The sequence below is a fragment of the Streptomyces sp. CB01635 genome (assembly GCF_002803065.1).
GTDB lineage: Bacteria > Actinomycetota > Actinomycetes > Streptomycetales > Streptomycetaceae > Streptomyces.
Genome location: NZ_NNBL01000003.1, coordinates 1,421,660 through 1,436,746, shown reverse-complemented (window position 1 = coordinate 1,436,746; position 15,087 = coordinate 1,421,660). Strand labels below are relative to the sequence as shown.

The 15,087-nt window shown below is 69.2% G+C and carries 11 protein-coding genes and 1 pseudogene; 7 read left to right on the top strand and 5 right to left on the bottom strand.

The features are described from left to right. Positions 1-719 precede the first annotated feature (719 nt). Both CG723_RS14695 and CG723_RS14690 read left to right on the top strand, forming a co-directional pair. Positions 720-1,376, top strand: a complete 657-nt coding sequence (locus CG723_RS14695) for an endonuclease (RefSeq protein WP_100593703.1) — start codon at positions 720-722, stop codon at positions 1,374-1,376. Between the two features lie 130 nt (positions 1,377-1,506). Next, positions 1,507-1,758 (top strand): hypothetical protein, encoded by a 252-nt coding sequence (locus CG723_RS14690; RefSeq protein ID WP_442802548.1) that lies wholly within the window; start codon positions 1,507-1,509, stop codon positions 1,756-1,758. Positions 1,759-1,790: 32 nt separating this feature from the next. On the opposite strand, the pseudogene ligD reads toward CG723_RS14690, so the two are convergent. Together ligD and CG723_RS14680 are read right to left on the bottom strand one after the other, a co-directional pair. After that, positions 1,791-2,003: pseudogene (ligD, locus tag CG723_RS47525) on the bottom strand (non-homologous end-joining DNA ligase LigD); the annotation flags it as partial. Positions 2,004-2,018: 15 nt separating this feature from the next. Next, the gene (locus CG723_RS14680) at positions 2,019-3,866 is read right to left on the bottom strand and encodes a transketolase (RefSeq protein ID WP_100593701.1); all 1,848 of its coding nucleotides are present in this window, start codon (positions 3,864-3,866) and stop codon (positions 2,019-2,021) included. Between the two features lie 1,106 nt (positions 3,867-4,972). Between CG723_RS14680 and CG723_RS14675 the strand changes: the two genes are divergently transcribed. Both CG723_RS14675 and CG723_RS14670 read left to right on the top strand, forming a co-directional pair. Then, positions 4,973-5,764, top strand: coding sequence for a COG4705 family protein (locus CG723_RS14675; protein ID WP_100593700.1), 792 nt, complete (start codon positions 4,973-4,975; stop codon positions 5,762-5,764). Positions 5,765-5,891: 127 nt separating this feature from the next. Then, a complete protein-coding gene (locus CG723_RS14670) occupies positions 5,892-6,458 on the top strand; it encodes a YcxB family protein (protein ID WP_100593699.1) in 567 nt (188 codons plus the stop codon). 462 nt (positions 6,459-6,920) lie between these two features. Here the strand turns inward: CG723_RS14670 and CG723_RS14665 are convergent, their stop codons facing one another. Then, positions 6,921-7,760: an enoyl-CoA hydratase/isomerase family protein gene (locus CG723_RS14665; RefSeq protein WP_159032455.1), complete on the bottom strand. Its 840-nt coding sequence runs from the start codon at positions 7,758-7,760 to the stop codon at positions 6,921-6,923. A gap of 787 nt (positions 7,761-8,547) precedes the next feature. On the opposite strand from CG723_RS14665, the gene CG723_RS14660 reads away from it, so the two are divergent. Both CG723_RS14660 and CG723_RS14655 read left to right on the top strand, forming a co-directional pair. Continuing rightward, positions 8,548-8,898 carry a hypothetical protein gene (locus tag CG723_RS14660; protein WP_100593697.1) on the top strand — a complete coding sequence of 117 codons (351 nt, stop codon included), beginning with the start codon at positions 8,548-8,550 and terminating at the stop codon, positions 8,896-8,898. A gap of 415 nt (positions 8,899-9,313) precedes the next feature. Then, positions 9,314-9,970, top strand: a complete 657-nt coding sequence (locus CG723_RS14655) for a YceI family protein (RefSeq protein WP_100593696.1) — start codon at positions 9,314-9,316, stop codon at positions 9,968-9,970. A 436-nt stretch (positions 9,971-10,406) separates the two neighbouring features. On the opposite strand, the gene CG723_RS14650 is transcribed toward CG723_RS14655, so the two are convergent. After that, entirely contained in the window at positions 10,407-12,197 is a 1,791-nt protein-coding gene (locus CG723_RS14650; protein ID WP_100593895.1) for an ATP-binding SpoIIE family protein phosphatase, read from the bottom strand. Positions 12,198-13,041: 844 nt separating this feature from the next. On the opposite strand from CG723_RS14650, the gene CG723_RS14645 reads away from it, so the two are divergent. Then, positions 13,042-13,815 (top strand): SDR family oxidoreductase, encoded by a 774-nt coding sequence (locus tag CG723_RS14645; RefSeq protein ID WP_100593695.1) that lies wholly within the window; start codon positions 13,042-13,044, stop codon positions 13,813-13,815. 70 nt (positions 13,816-13,885) lie between these two features. Here the strand turns inward: CG723_RS14645 and CG723_RS14640 are convergent, their stop codons facing one another. Next, a complete protein-coding gene (locus CG723_RS14640) occupies positions 13,886-14,782 on the bottom strand; it encodes a LysR family transcriptional regulator (RefSeq protein WP_100593694.1) in 897 nt (298 codons plus the stop codon). Positions 14,783-15,087 lie beyond the last annotated feature (305 nt).

The following is a 15,087-nucleotide window of genomic DNA, read 5'->3' as shown; positions in this document are numbered from 1 at the left end:
CTCGACAACTCCTGCGAGCGCTCGCAGAGCACGATGGCCGCAAGGTCGCAGGCTTGACGTCGCGGCCACCCCGGCGCCCAACCCGGGGACAGCGCGGCCGAGGGCGGCCGCCTGACCGGCGTCTTCGAACGCTGGCCCCCGACCCGAGTTGGCCGCGACGATAGAAGACGCGTTCGCCCGCCGGGACCGGGCGAACCTACAGCCGACCGTCGACTTCTTCGAGCAACTGCTGACCGAGCACCCGGACAATCCCTACGTTCTGTACGAGGTCGGCGGATCGTATGACGCCGACGGACAGGGAGAGATCGGCTCCTACGAGGGCGCTGTTCCTCGCTGCCCCACGGTCTTGCAGATGTCCGTGCTGGTACGCCGTCCCGCGCGCCCTGCCCCTGCACCGGAGCCGGGCCTGGGGGCGGTCCCACGTGCGTCACGCCGCCCCCAGGGGCGAGGCTCGCGGGCCATAGCCGCAGCGCCTCACCGATCACGTTCCGATCAATCCGGTCGGCTGGTCCACGGGGTGGACCAGCGGTTCATCGTCGGCGGCATCCGAACACCGAGCGCCGCCCGCGGCTGACCACGAATACCCCCGCCGTCCCGGGACACCCGGGGAACGTGACATTCCGCGATCTGCCATGCGTACGTGGTCCCTACACCAGCCGTCGCCGGGCGAGCTGCCCGCGGTAGGGGCTGAGCAATCACGCAGAGGAGCAGCTGTAGCCATGACCCACAACAAGAGAGACAAGGAAGTCATGCGGGAACTGCTCCGCTATCACGGGCAGACCTATGCCGCCGAGGCCCACATCCAATTGAAGAACACACCGCAGCCCCTCTACCGGACGCTCGTCCTGGCGCACCTGCTCAGCGCGCGGATCCGTGCTTCTGCCGCGGTCTCGACGTCGCGGTCCCTGTACGAGGCCGGACTGAGGGACCCGAAACGCATGTGCGCAGCCACCTGGCAGCAGCGCGTCGATGCCCTCGGGCGTGGTGGTTACCGCCGCTACGACGAGCGCACGGCAACCCAACTGGGTGAGGGCGGCCACATCTTGATCGACCACTGGGGCGGCGACCTGCGCAGGATGCGGGAGCAGGCGGACGGAGATGCGGACGAGTTGCGGCACCTGTTGCGGGAATTGCCGGGGGTCGGTCCGGTCGGGGCGGACATCTTCCTGCGGGAGGTTCAGGACGTGTGGCCGGAGTTCGCCCCCTTCGTGGACTCCAAGGCTCTTCAGGGCGCCACGCGTCTGGGACTGCCGCGGCGAGCCTCTGAGCTCGTCCGGCTCGCCGGTGATGGGACGCACGCGGAGATGGCCTCGGCGCTGGTGCGTGCGGCCCTGGACGAGGCAGTCGCAGCGGACTGCCTGGACCGCGTCGCCTGACGGCTCCTCTCAACGGCACGACCCGTCCTGTGCGGGGAACCTGGGACACAGAGCCGCCAGTATCAGACATCCTTTCCATCCACGTGGGTACCCGCGTGCCACACCAGCCCACCGAGGAAGGGAGAGATTTGTGAGTGACCGCCGACCCGAGGAACCGGTACCGGGGCCCACCCCGAGGGACATGCCCGACCAGCAGGCAGGCACCGGCGCTGATCCCTGGGACGCCGCAGGCGATGTGGCACAGCCGACCGATGGGGAGCCGCCCGAGCCCGACCCGGAGATCCCCGACACAGACGAAGCGGGTACCGGCCGACGGGGGACCACCCCGCACTCCGGAAGCCCGAGCCCCGAGCACCCCGTGCCCGACGAACCGTCCGGCTGACGCTCCGCGCCAGGTGACAGCTCCGGCACAGGGGGCCCGGAGTCGATGCCGTCCGGGTGCCGTTCCAGCATCAGCGGGCGGCCCCGCAGGTGCGGCAGCATGACAGGTGCGACCGCGCGGTAGTGCTCGACGAGGTGGCCTTTCGTGTACGCCTCGCCGCGCCCGCTCGCGGGAGACAGCACCTTGTCCGGGCGGTGGACGTCGACGGTCCGACGGCCCACACGGACCGTCTCGGAGCTGGTCATCTCGGTGTCCTTCGGTCAGCGCACGACGGCCGTCTCGACCAGCAGCCGCGCCGCCGCCGCGATCGACTCGGCATCGATACCGGCTGCGTGCAGTTGCTCCGCGGGAGTCGCCGAGCCGGGCATCGTCCGGACAGCCAGGCGCACGAGGCGCGGTACGGGACGGCCGTCGGCAAAGGCGTCGAGCACCGAGTCCCCGATACCGCCCTCCGCGCGGTGGTCCTCCACTGTCAGGAGGCAGCCGGTGCTTTCGGCGGCCTCGCGCAGGGTGCTGCGGTCGACGGGCTTGACGGAGTAGAGGTCGATCACCCGGACCTGGATGCCCTCGCGGTCGAGCAACTCGGCGGCCTTCAGCGCCTCGTGGAGGGTGACGCCCGCCGAGACCACGGTCAGTCGGTCCTCGCCGGATGCGCGCAACACTTTGCTTCCGCCGATCGGGAACTCCTCGGTGGGGCTGTAGATGACGGGGGTGTCGCCGCGGGAGGTGCGCAGATAGCGGATGCCCTCGAGGTCGGCCATCTCCGCGACGAGCTTCGCCGTCTGGTTGCCATCGCACGGGTACAGCACCGTCGAGCCGTACATCGCCCGGAACATCGCCAGGTCCTCGAGCCCCATCTGCGAGGGCCCGTCCTGACCGATGGCGACGCCCGCGTGCGACCCGACCAGGTTGATCCCGGCCCCGCTGATCGAGGCCATGCGCACGAAGTCGTACGCGCGGGTGAGGAACGCGGCGAACGTGGAGGCGTACGGCACCCAACCGCGCGTCGCCATCCCGACCGACGTGGCGACCATCTGCTGCTCGGCGATGTAGCACTCGAAGAAGCGGTCGGGGTGCTCCTTGGCGAAGAACTCGGAGCGCGTGGAGTCGCTCACCTCGCCGTCCAGGGCGACGACGTCGCCACGGGCGGTTCCGACAGCGGCGAGAGCCTTCCCGTAGGCGTCGCGGGTGGCGACCTCGTCACCCGTCTCGTAACGGGGAAGGTCGGCATGGCCCGAGCCCACGGGATGCAGCATCCGTGCGGCGGACGGATGCTGCACCTCTACCCGTAGGTCGCGTACGCCGCCGAGTTCGGCGATCGCTTCCTCGGCGTCCGGCAGCGGCTTGCCGTGCAGGCCCTCGCGGTCCTGGACGGATGCGACGCCCTTGCCCTTGAGGGTGCGGGCGAGGATCGCGGTCGGCTGCCCGGCGGTGGACAGGGCCTCGTCGTAGGCGCGGTCGATGGCGTCGACGTCGTGCCCGTCGACCTCGACGGTGTGCCAGCCGAAGGCCTGGAAGCGGCGTGCGTAGGCGTGCAGGTCGTGTCCGTGCCGGGTCGGGCCGCGCTGGCCGAGGCGGTTGACGTCGACGATCGCCGTGAGATTGTCCAGGTGCTCGTAACCTGCGTGCTCGGCGGCCTCCCACACGGAGCCCTCGGCGAGCTCGCTGTCGCCGCACAAGACCCAGACGCGGTATCCGGTTCGGTCGAGCCGCTTGCCGGCCAGCGAGATGCCGACGGCGACGGGCAGCCCCTGCCCGAGGGAGCCTGTGGCCGTCTCGACCCACGGCAGCTGCCGTGGCGTCGGATGCCCTTCGAGACGGCTGCCGAGCCTGCGGAACGTCAGCAGCTCGGTGTCGTTGATCGCGCCGGCCGCCTTGTACGCGGCGTACAACAGCGGGGAAGCGTGCCCCTTCGAGAGTACGAACCGGTCATTGCCGGGATGTGCGGGGCGGTCGAAGTCGTAGCGCATGTGGTTCGCCAGGAGAACGGCCATCAAGTCGGCAGCAGACATCGAGGAGGTGGGATGCCCGGAGCCCGCGGCGGCGGAGGCGCGGATGCTGTCGACACGCAACTGCTGGGCGAGTTCCGAAAGTTGACGGGTATTCATGTCACTCCTTCCGAGGGGTTGTCGCACCGGACAGGGCTCCCGCTACGCACGCCGGCGGTTGCTTGCGCACCGGCGCGCAGCTGAACAGATGCCCGTACGCGGCGACCTCCGTCCCCGTGTCCGGCCCCGAAGCCACGAACGTGCAGCGCGAGGACCAGCGCCCGGGGCCGTCGGCAACGGCGGGACGAGTTCGACGTGTCTGATCCCGTGTCCCGTGGTCGCACAGATGCGGCGCCTCGGGCAGCCCGAGTACGCGGCGACGCCTGGAAAAGGCAACAGTTTGTTGCCGTTCCGGGCGGCCTTGGGCAGGGACGCCCGGGGCGCAGTGCAGTCCGGCTGACACCCGGCGAAGTCGGCGCCGCCGATCACGAAGCGGGGTCGAACCACGGTTCGCCTCCGAGAAGGTCGCTCTTACGCGCTTATCGCGTCCCCCTGACATGAGCGTCCAAACGTGCAGCAGGGGTCCCACGTGCGTACTTCCAGGGCCACGGACCCCCGGATTGCGGGACACCCATTCCTGCGCACTGCCCGGCAGTGCCTGCGCGTCGCAGCGCACCCATACGCCCTGAAATCGTGTCCGAGGGGTCGCCGACGGAGCTCCAAGAGGCCATATTCGCTGGTCACGGCATTGCCCCACGCGGACAAGACAACCTGTCCGTGATCCCCGTACGGTGACCCACGCCGCCCCGACCTCATCACGGGGCGGACCCCGGCAGAGGAGGTCTCGCGGCCTGCGCCCACGGTGCAGGTCAGATGGCTCCCAATGAGTCCCGAGTACCCGGCCTTCATCCTGTCAACCACTGCACAGGCAGCGTCAATGAATCACCCTGCAGTACGCAGGGCGAGGACGCCGCCCGCTACCGGGAATCGGCCTGGTGTCGTTGCTGGCCGCGGATGCTCTGAGGGCCGCGCGCTGAAGGGGACACGGGCGCCCGTCCGTCACCCCTGACGCCTCACCGACAACGCTGAGGACCGAAGCACCCCGATTCGGTGGTGCCGCGGACTGATCCGCGCCCGCCGGGTCGTACCGCGGTGCTACGTGACACCGCTGCCGTGCGCACGCCCGTTCAGGTTGCGTACAGGCTCAAAGTGCCATCGTGCGGATCATGACCGCACAGCACGTCCTCGACGACCGCCCCCTCGTCCCCGTACGCCGGATGGCGAACAAGGTGCCAGAGGTGACCATCTATTTCTGGATCATCAAGGTGCTGACCACCGGCATGGGTGAGACGGCGTCGGACATCCTGGCCCGCATCCTCGGCCCGGTGCCGGCGGTCGCGCTCGGCGGCCTCGCTCTGGTGGCCTCCCTGGCCGTCCAGTTCACCCTCCGCCGGTACGTCGCCTGGGCCTACTGGACCGCCGTCGTCATGGTCAGCGTGTTCGGCACCATGGCCGCCGACGTCCTGCACATCGGGCTCGGAGTCCCGTACGCCCTGTCGACGCCGGCCTTCCTCGCCGTACTGGCCGCGGTCTTCATGCTCTGGTACGCGAGTGAGCGGACTCTGTCGATCCACTCCATCCAGACGCGCCGCCGCGAGGCGTTCTACTGGGCGGCCGTCCTCGCCACGTTCGCCCTCGGCACCGCCGCGGGTGACCTCACCGCCACCGTCGGCTTCGGCTACCTGGGGTCGGTCGTCCTCTTCGCGGTCGGCATCTGCGTGCCCGCCCTCGCCCACCGCTTCGGCGCCCTGAGCGCGGTGACCGCGTTCTGGACCGCGTATGTCATCACCCGCCCCCTCGGAGCTTCCCTCGCCGACTGGATGGCCCTCGGCCACGCCCGCGGCGGCCTCGGCCTCGGCCTGGCGCCGGTCACCCTCGCGTGGACCGTCGCGATCATCGGATTCGTCGGCTACATGGCCATGTCACAGCGCGACACGGGCGCCCACACCGCAGCCTGAGGATCAGGGCGCGCAACGCGCGGCGGAGCCTGGCTCCGAGGCTCGCGGCACCGTGCGCAACGGCGGCCGTCCGCCCCAGCACTGAGGTTCCGGTACGATCCGCACTTCTTCGTACCGGGGAGGGATCATGGCCGAGAGCGGCGGTGCCGAAGGCACCGACAACAGCGCGGGAACCTATGACGATGTCGTGGACGAACAGACCGCGGTCCAGCTGGTGTACCGGCCCCAGTCTGCCGACGCACTGGTCGGCCTGCGGGTCCGCGAGCGGATCAAGCGGACAGGGCTACTGCTGCGAGGCGTGTTCCTCGTACTCTGGGTGGGGCAGTGGCTGCTCTCCACCGTGGGCCGCGGGAGCATCGACGTGGTCTCGACGGTCCTGTTCTTGTTCGTCGTGCTGGTGGTGTGGGGGTATCCGCGGCTACAAGCCGCACAAGTGCAGCGGATCGTCGGATGGCAGGGCGAGTACCGCGCCACCGTGTCTCCGGTCGGCATCACCTGCCGCACCGACCACAGCACTTTGATCCAGAAGTGGTCCGTCTTCCGGGGCTACCGGGAGACGGCAGGTCACTTCGTCCTGCTCAGCCGGGACCCCAGCATCTCGTGGCTCGGTGTCCTTCCCAAACGGGGCGTGCATGACGGTGAGGGCCTCGACAGGCTGCGCGCCGTTCTGGACGAGCACACCCCTCGCGTGTGACGGACTTGAAAGGCACCATCCACGGACAGGCCTGACCCAACCCGCTACGCCCGCGCCCCGGGGGCAACCACTGGCCACACCGCGCAGGTCCGTGAGCGTCCCCGGAATGCCACCCGGTGCACGGCCGCGCCGAGCGCCGCCGCCGACGCGAGGTGACGTCGTCCGCCGCGGCACCGGTCGCGTCCGCGAGTGCCGGGCGCCGGCTGCCGTGCGAAGCCTCAGGTGCTCCGTCACAGCTGTGACGGAGCACCTGGTTGGCCACTCCGAGCATCGCAGTTGGCCGTAGGACAGTGAGGGTGCGCAAGTCCTCGGATACAGATCTCGTGCGTTCCACACGCGAGCCGACTGCGGTTCCAACGGCCGTGCCGGTGCTCCGTTTCGCGTGGCCGGCTGGTCAACGTCGTAGCCGCGGATCGGGGTACTTGGAGGCCACGCGTCGGAGGCATGGTTCCGTCGTCTGCATCAGTCGACAGCCTTCAACTCGCCCAGCGCGTCACCGAGGTCGAGCTCGGTACGGCCACGGGTCTGGAAGCCCTGCTGGAAAAGCTCTGCCGTGCGCTGCTGTGCTGCCTCACCCCGAACGAGTTGCTGGAACAGGGCCGCATCTGCGCGTACATCGGCGGGAGTTGCCAGGCTGATGGCGTTGATGGCCGATTTGGCCGCAATCAGCGCATCACGCGGGAAGCCCCCCATTCGCGCGGCAATGCCGGCTACGAACTCGTCCAGCTCGGCGTCGGGTACCGCGCGGTTGATCCATCCGTAGCGTTCGGCGAGTTCGGCATCGAAGTCGGCCGACGTCAGCACGGCTTCGAGCGCTCGGCCCCGGCCCAGCAGACGGGTCAGGTGCTGGATCGCTCCCGCCCCGGGCGGGGTGCCGATGCCGACTTCGGGCTGGCACAGGACAGCGTTCTCCCGGGAGGCGAAGCGCATGTCGCAGGCGAGGAGGAACTCGCTTCCCGCCCCCCGTGCCCGGCCGCGCAACTTGGCAATGGTGACGGCCGGGATCTCGCTGAGCCTGCGGAACAGCATCCCCAGGGAGGCGTCCCCCGGACCTCCGGCTTTAGCGGCTTCAGCGGTGTACTCGGACACTTTGGTCAGGTCTACGTGCGGGAAAAAGAAGTCGGGGTCCGCGCTGTCGAAGACCACCACTCGTGCAGTCGCCGGTCGGGAAAGCTCCTCGAGCAGTCCGACGAGATCGCGCACGAGCTCGGGACCGATGAGGTTGATCGGCGGGGCGTTGAAGGTGGCGGACAGGACGTTGCCGTCCAACCTGGTGCTGATGGTTTCGTACGAGGCTGTCATGTCCAATTCCTCTCGGCGCTCATCACGGCCCGGTGGCAACCCGGCCGTCAGGGCTCGCACTCCTCGCATCGCAGCACGGCCGATGCGGCAATCTCCTTCCCAGCCGCTGTACACGGTCAGGCAGCGGTCTCGACGGCCCGACGCAGACACCCCTTCCACTCTCTCCCCGATCACCCACTCACACAGCCCAGGAGCGTGATCCCCGCACGCTGAACGCACTCCAGGCATGCGACTCACCATGCTCGATTTTCGTTCGATACATTGGGGGCGGAAGCAGTCATCTGGCTCGGACAACCTCTCGCGTGGTCAGAGGCGAGTCTGCGTGCTGCACACCTGGCCGCGGAGCGTGGCACCGACACGCTTGCACCCCCGCCGATACCCCCGACCGGCCCGGACAGCGGCACCGACCGCACGCACGCGGCAGCGCACACGCGGTCGAGGCCCGATGGCGGGTGACCTTGCTGGAGCCGGGACAGACGGGCACGGCCCATAAGCTTCGGGCCATACCCTCACGGCCACACAACTGACCTGAACCCAACCAAAGTGGACGAAGAAGCCCTCACCCCGAACCGACCGCCCAGGCTCACTCGTTCAAAGAGTCCGGTCACGGCCATCTCCCCTGGCTCTCAGCCCGTCACCCAACGACCAGCATCGAACGGCACGCCGGCCGGGCCACCGAGGCCTGAACGCCGCCTCAGGAACGGCAAGAGTGCACAAGCAGCTGACACGCGCGGTACCCACGGCCACACTGTTGATCAGTTTCAGCGTCCCCACCTGAGGAGACCGGATGGCCGCGAAGGACGACGCACCAAGCCGCCCGTTCCTGATACCCAAGGCGCGGCTCGCGATCGGCTCGGTCACAGCTGCGCTCGTAGTCTTCGCGGCCGGCTACGGCGTCGGCACCGCCACAGCGACCAGCGGTCACAGCAAGGGCACCCAGCGCGAGAGCCGGGCCGACGTCTACCGGGACGGATATTTGGCGGGGCAGAAAATTTCGGGCGCCGGTGAGGAGATCACCGCCGATGCCGCCCGGGAAACCTGCGGCGAACTCTTTTACCAAGCCCCGTACCTGGACGAATGGCAGAGTGGTTGCCTCGCAGGAGCACAGCACCTGGCGCCGTATCCACCCTCGAAGTGAACTACGCGACCGCCCCGCCCGACCTCGGACAGCCGGCCCGACGAGCCGCCCGCACAAGGGCCCTGCGGACAGCAGGACGGTTCCACACGATCGCGGCGCCTTGCCCCGGACATCGGAACAGGGCTGATCTCTGCACGCTGGAGACGGCCTTTTGTTCACGAGTTCGGGCTGCGGGGGGCGGTCACCGAGTTTCGCCACGAACGCCGACCTCGCCACCTCACCGAACCGTGCAGTGACCTTACGTGAAGACGTATCGCCGGACAGTGCATCCACACTCATGACGATCCTGGGTCGATCCTGTGCATCTTTGCAGGCCGCGACAGAGATATCGGACGAGACAACCCATCTCCCCGTCCACCCCCTCCCCACACCGTGATAACACGGAGTAATCAAAATCGAGGAGGGCTACGACCGCATGGGTATCTTCAGCCGTCGCCAGAGCACGACCATCGAGCCGACGCCTGCCGCCGGCCCCCGTACGCCCTTCCCCGACGCCGCCGCCGGCGCCACACTCGACCCCGCCCTTCGCGCACTCACCGGGCAATGGACCATCGACCGCCCCCACAGCCGCATCGGCTTCTCCGTACGCCACGCCATGGTCACCACCGTCCGCGGCGCCTTCGCCGACTACGACAGCACCCTCTACTTCGACGGAGCCCGCCCCTCCCAGTCCCGGGCCGACATCACCATCCGGGTCGCCAGCGTCGACACCGGCGTCGAACAACGCGACGCCCACCTCATCGGCACCGACTTCTTCGACGCCCGCCGCCACCCGGAAATGACCTTCCGCAGCACCTCCACCACCCACGAAGGCAAAGAGACCTTCCGCATGACAGGCGACCTGACCATCCGCGGCGTCACCCGGCCCGTCGAACTCCAACTCGACTACCTCGGCTCCGTCCTCGACCCCTTCGGCTACGAGCGGGCCGGCTTCGACGCCACCACCACCATCGACCGCACCCAATGGGGCCTCGTCTACAACCAACGCCTCGAAGCAGGCGGCACCATGGTCAGCGAAAAAGTCCGGCTGCAGTTCGACATCTCCGCCATCCGCTCCACACCCATCGCCTAACCGCACCACCCCGCACAAACGCCCCCACTCCCCCACCACTACAGGTGGGAGCACCGGTCCCTTGTGACAGGCCAGGAAGGAACCAGAGGCCGCCGCGTCGTCCGCGGCCGTCGCACCTCCACGGCCTTCACCTCGTCCACCATCCTGGCGAACTCGGCCCCGGCGAGGCGCTCGTAATCGGCTGCATCGAAGGTGATCTCCACGGCCACGGGACCGCTGACACGAGTCCGACGACGAGATCATCGACCGCGCATCACGCAACGAGCGGCGTGACGGTCCACAACCCGGCGCAGTGGCTCGCCGCGGGCGCCTTCACGGTCAGCATCGGCAGCGACCTCACCAAGGCGCCGTTCGGGCGAAGATGGCACGGCTCCGGGGCTGAGTCGGTTGTCGGGCGCGGCGGAGAGAACAACGGAGACGCTCGCTCAGCCGCGGGTCAGGGTTCTTCCGGGCCCTCCTCGTCGAGTTCGAACCAGACCGTCTTCCCCTCCGGTTCGGGGCGGATGTTCCACCGGTGGGCCAGCAGGTCGAGGAGGACGAGGCCGCGTCCGGAGGAGGAGAGTTCGCCGGGGGCGCGCCGGTTCGGGACCTCGTCGCTGCGGTCGGTGACCTCCACGCGCAGTCGTCGCCGGCCTGGAACAACGCCGCTGATTTCGGCCCGAAGGACAGCGGCATGATCGGTGTGGATCAGTACGTTCCCGAGGAGTTCGGACACGAGCAGGAGAACCGTGTCGACCTGCTCCGGCCGCGCCCAGTCGTGGAGCAGGCCCTGGAATTCGATCCGTGCGTCGGCGAGTCCCTGGGCCTGATCCTGTTCGAGGGTGAAGCGCAGATGCCGCCCGGCCCGGTTCGCATGCACATCCGACGGGTCTCGGCGCAGGAGCAGCAGCGCGATGTCGTCCTCCGTGAAGGAGGCGCCGGGTTGGTCCCCCGCCTCTGCGGGGGACGGGGCCACGACCGCGTTCAGAAGCCGGTCCGCCAGGCCGTCGAGGTCTTCAGGACCGCCCGGGGTCAGCGCGTCGCGCACACGGAGCCAACCGGAGTACATGTCGTGTCCGCCGGACTCGATCAGACCGTCGGTGCAGAGCATGAGGATCTCGTTCTCGCGCAGGGAGACGACGCTGACCGGGTAGTCGTCCTCCCCTAGGTCGAGCCCGAGGGGCAGACCACCCCGCACGTGTTTGAGCAGACAGGTTCCGTCCGGCAGACGCAGCACGGGATGCGGGTGCCCGGCCCGGGCGATGCGCAGGACGCCGGTGGCGGGATCGGCCTCCAGGTAGATACAGGTGGCGAAGCGGCCTTCGCCCAGTGACGTCAGGAAGCGGGATGCGCGCACCAGGACGGCGTCGGGGCCATGGCCCTCGGCGGCGTAGGCGTGGATGGCGGTACGCAGTTGCGACATCAGCCCGGCCGCTTGCACATCGTGGCCCTGGACATCGCCGATCACCACACCGAGGCGCCCGCCAGGCAGGAGGATGCTGTCGAACCAGTCACCGCCGACCATGAGGCCCCCGCCGGTGGGCACGTACCGGCCTGCGACGGTGAGGCCGTCGACACCGGGGGCGATCCGGCTCATGCTGCTGCGCAGGCCCTGGGAGAGTGCGCGGTCCGCCTGGCCGTCGTACGACTGCTCGATGCTCTGGCCGAGCAAGCGGGCCACGGTCAACAGGAACGTGCCCAGGCCGCCGGTCATCGGTACCGGGGCGTCGAAGGCCGCCATCCATACGCTGGTGAGCTGGCTGTACGTCGTCAGGGGCAGGAAGGCCCATGCCTCGTAGCCCTGCTGTCCTGCGAGTTCCCAGGCGGACGGGAAGCGGTCTCGGTACTCCTGCGGGGAGGCCAGGAAGACGGGGCGCCCGGTCCGGGCCACCTGCGCGGCCGGATGAATCGTGCCGAGAGGCAGTCGAAGCGCGTCGACCTCGCCGTCGCGGAAGCCGACCTGGCCCACGCACTTCAGGACTTCGCGGTCGGACCGGAACACCGCCTGACCGCACAACGGCAGGGTGGCGTCGGCCAGCTGGGAGATCAGGGTGAGCGCCTCCCCGAGCGATGCGGCCCGCGCCAGGGCGTGCCCCGTCACGAGCAGGTCGGCTCCGCGGTGGCGCGTCCGCTCGGACGCCTTGGCGGATCCGGCGGCAGTCGGGCCCGCCAACCGGTTGAGAGTCGCGAGCTGGCGCACCTCGGCGTCGTACTCCTCGGAATCGCCGTGCTCGCGCCCGCCACCCACCTGCGGCACTCCCGTCTGCTCGGCGCACTCTGCCTTTCGCTCCTCCCATGTTCCGTCGATCCGCCCTACCTCGCCTGCTCACTCACCCCCCGGCGCTCTGCGACCTCCCGATCGGGATCGAACGCGTTGACGGATGCGGACCGGCGGGACGGAGATCGACACGCGCCGCATTGACGACGTTGTCGAGGTTCAGTCACGGCTGAGGTGAGTCGGCCCTCGAACGCGATCCAAGGCGCCGGGAGGGCGAGGCGCTGGGGACATCGCCCTCTGCTGCCGGCCCATCGGGACGGTGGGCCGGCAGCGCTCTCTGCGCCGTCGGGACGACCACAGTGGGTCCTTCGCGTCCGGTGCACCGAAACCGGTCCCTGGATGTCGATCGAGCAGGTCGACACCGAACAGCAGACGGCCCAGCAGAGTCAGTCCACCGACCGTTACCACAACGCCGTGCAGGGCCTGGGCCATTCGTCCCGCAACGTACGCCTGTCCAACATGCCCGCTCGGCCACCTCTCGGCGTCTCATCTGGGACTCGCCACGTGACCAGCCCACCGCTCATCGATGTCGTCTGCGCCTACATCTCTAGCTCCCTTCGAAACCCGCTGGCACGACAGCGTCACCGCACCGGTCCTGCACACCGACGCCCACACCGCGTTAGCCGTCCGGAGCGCCATAGGGATTTCCTATACCGCCTGCTGACATTTCGTCTTTGCCTCTCACTGTTTTCCGTACGTACCGTGAAACAGCTCGACGAGGTGCTCACTGCGATTTCTCCGAGGAATCGCGGTCTGCGCATGTCGATCCTTTTCCGTCGAGCGGACTGACACGCGAATTGAGAGGACCGGTGGCATGACCACGATCGAGAACGGATCGGGAATGCGAGAACTCGCGGGAAAGCGGGCCCTGGTCACGGGTGGTTCTCGCGGAATCGGAGCGGCCGTCGTGCGCCAACTCCTGGACGCGGGTGCCGAGGTGCTCACGACTGCCAGGTCGGCGACAAGCACGGTGCCCGAGGGCGCCACCTTCGTGGCGGCCGATGTGCGGACACTGGCTGGAGCACGGGCGCTCGCCGCGGCCGCACAGGAGGTGCTCGGCGGGGTGGACGTCCTGGTCCACAACGCGGGTGGGGCGCGACCTCACGAGGGCAGCGCGGCCATCCCCGACGAGGAGTGGCAGAACGCGCTGGACCTGAACTTCCTGGCGTCGGTGCGGCTGGACTCGCTGCTGCTGCCGGGGATGCGGGAACGGCGTTCGGGGGTCATCGTGCACATCTCATCGGCCGCGGTCCTCACCCCAGTAGGACCGTTCCTGCATTACACGGCGGCGAAGGCGGCACTGGAGAACTACAGCCGGGGACTGGCCGTGGAACAGGCCCCGTTCGGAGTCCGGGTCAACTCGGTGTCTCCCGGCAGAGTCGCCACTCCCGGTGGCGAAGAGACGCGGGAGCAGTGGGCGCGCCTGGATCTGGCGCCGGGCCAGAACGACGCCACCACCGCGCCGCTGGGGCGCGATGGCCGGCCCGACGACATCGCCCAGGCGGTGCTGTTCCTCGCGTCCGGCCGGGCGAGCTGGCTGACCGGGAGCAGTCTCGTCGTGGACGGCGGCGAATTCCCCAGGGGCTGACGCCGACATGATTCCGGAACGCCAGTTTCGACAAAAGAAGTTCAGCAGCGCCCCGCTTCCTTCTCGGCCGTCAGGACGCGGGTGAGAAGGAAGCGGACTCGGACCAGGTCTCATGACGCAGGAGTTCGAGCAGGGCCGTCTCCGCCGGGCCCGCGCCGGGCCGGACCACAGCGATGACGGGCTGGGACACGACCGGGAAAACCGGGCGCACGAGGTGCTCGTAACCGTGGGGCACCGCGGAGGCCGGGACGAGCGTCACCCCAAGGCCGTGGGCGGCCCAGCGCACGGCCGTCGCCGTCTGGGACACGCGGGCGGCCGTGGTCGGGGCCAGATCGTTGTCCCGCAGTACGTTCAGCAGTACGCCGTCGAGCGCGCTGTCGCGGTCGAACCTCACCCACGGCTCCCTCTCCAGTTCGCGCAGCTCGACCCGCTCCGCGGCGAGTTGCCGGTGCCCGGCGGCAAGGGCCACGACGAACTCCTCGTCGCCGAGGTGGTGGGCGTCGGCGGGGCTCTGCTCGCACGCCGCCATCAGGGCCAGGTCAAGCACGCCCCGTCGCCCCAGCCGCTCCAGCTCGGCGGAGCTCGGCTCCTCGAAGACGGTGACCTCCAGCCGCGGGAAGCGGCGACGCAGCGAGCCCAGTGCACCCGGCAACTGCCGTGTGCCAAAGCCCATTTGCACCGCTACCACCAGCTCGCCGACCAGCTCGTCGGCACCGGCCCGCGCCGTGGCCCTCGCCCGCCGCGCCGCGCTCACCGCGGCCTCCGCCTCCCTCAGGAACGCGCGGCCGACCACGGTGGGCACCAGTCCGGTCGGCGTGCGGGCGAACAGTTCCACGCCGAGTTCCCGCTCCAGGCCGCGGATCTGCTGGGACACCGACGGTTGAGCGACGTGCAGCCGCTCCGCGGCCGCCGTCACCGAGCCCTCCTCGGCGATGGCCAGGGCGTACTCGAACTGACGAAGACTCATCGGCTCCCGTTCCCTCGCTGCGGCGGACCGGGGCCCACCCGTTGTCAAACGTTGTAACAGTGAGTAACTCCGTTCCGCCGGCGGGGATTCCCGTCGACACGGCCGGAGCCGATCAGCTCTTGGTAGCCGCTCTTGGTAGCAGGTGCCGACAACTGGCGGGCGGCATGAGGACACCTGCCTCGTCCGAGTTACTGAGTGCTGTCCTGGTCGATCACCCAGGTGGGCGGGTGCGGGCCTGAGGCGATCAACACGCACGCTGGTCGACTTCAGGCGGGCGTTGGCCCGCATCCCCGCCTCCAGGCCGA

Bases quoted from the DNA above. Each gene is read 5' to 3' on its own strand.
- CG723_RS14695 (WP_100593703.1), top strand. From the start codon at position 720: ATGACCCACAACAAGAGAGACAAGGAAGTCATGCGGGAACTGCTCCGC.
- CG723_RS14680 (WP_100593701.1), bottom strand. From the start codon at position 3,866: ATGAATACCCGTCAACTTTCGGAACTCGCCCAGCAGTTGCGTGTCGAC.
- CG723_RS14675 (WP_100593700.1), top strand. From the start codon at position 4,973: ATGACCGCACAGCACGTCCTCGACGACCGCCCCCTCGTCCCCGTACGC.
- CG723_RS14670 (WP_100593699.1), top strand. From the start codon at position 5,892: ATGGCCGAGAGCGGCGGTGCCGAAGGCACCGACAACAGCGCGGGAACC.
- CG723_RS14665 (WP_159032455.1), bottom strand. From the start codon at position 7,760: ATGACAGCCTCGTACGAAACCATCAGCACCAGGTTGGACGGCAACGTC.
- CG723_RS14660 (WP_100593697.1), top strand. From the start codon at position 8,548: ATGGCCGCGAAGGACGACGCACCAAGCCGCCCGTTCCTGATACCCAAG.
- CG723_RS14655 (WP_100593696.1), top strand. From the start codon at position 9,314: ATGGGTATCTTCAGCCGTCGCCAGAGCACGACCATCGAGCCGACGCCT.
- CG723_RS14645 (WP_100593695.1), top strand. From the start codon at position 13,042: ATGACCACGATCGAGAACGGATCGGGAATGCGAGAACTCGCGGGAAAG.
- CG723_RS14640 (WP_100593694.1), bottom strand. From the start codon at position 14,782: ATGAGTCTTCGTCAGTTCGAGTACGCCCTGGCCATCGCCGAGGAGGGC.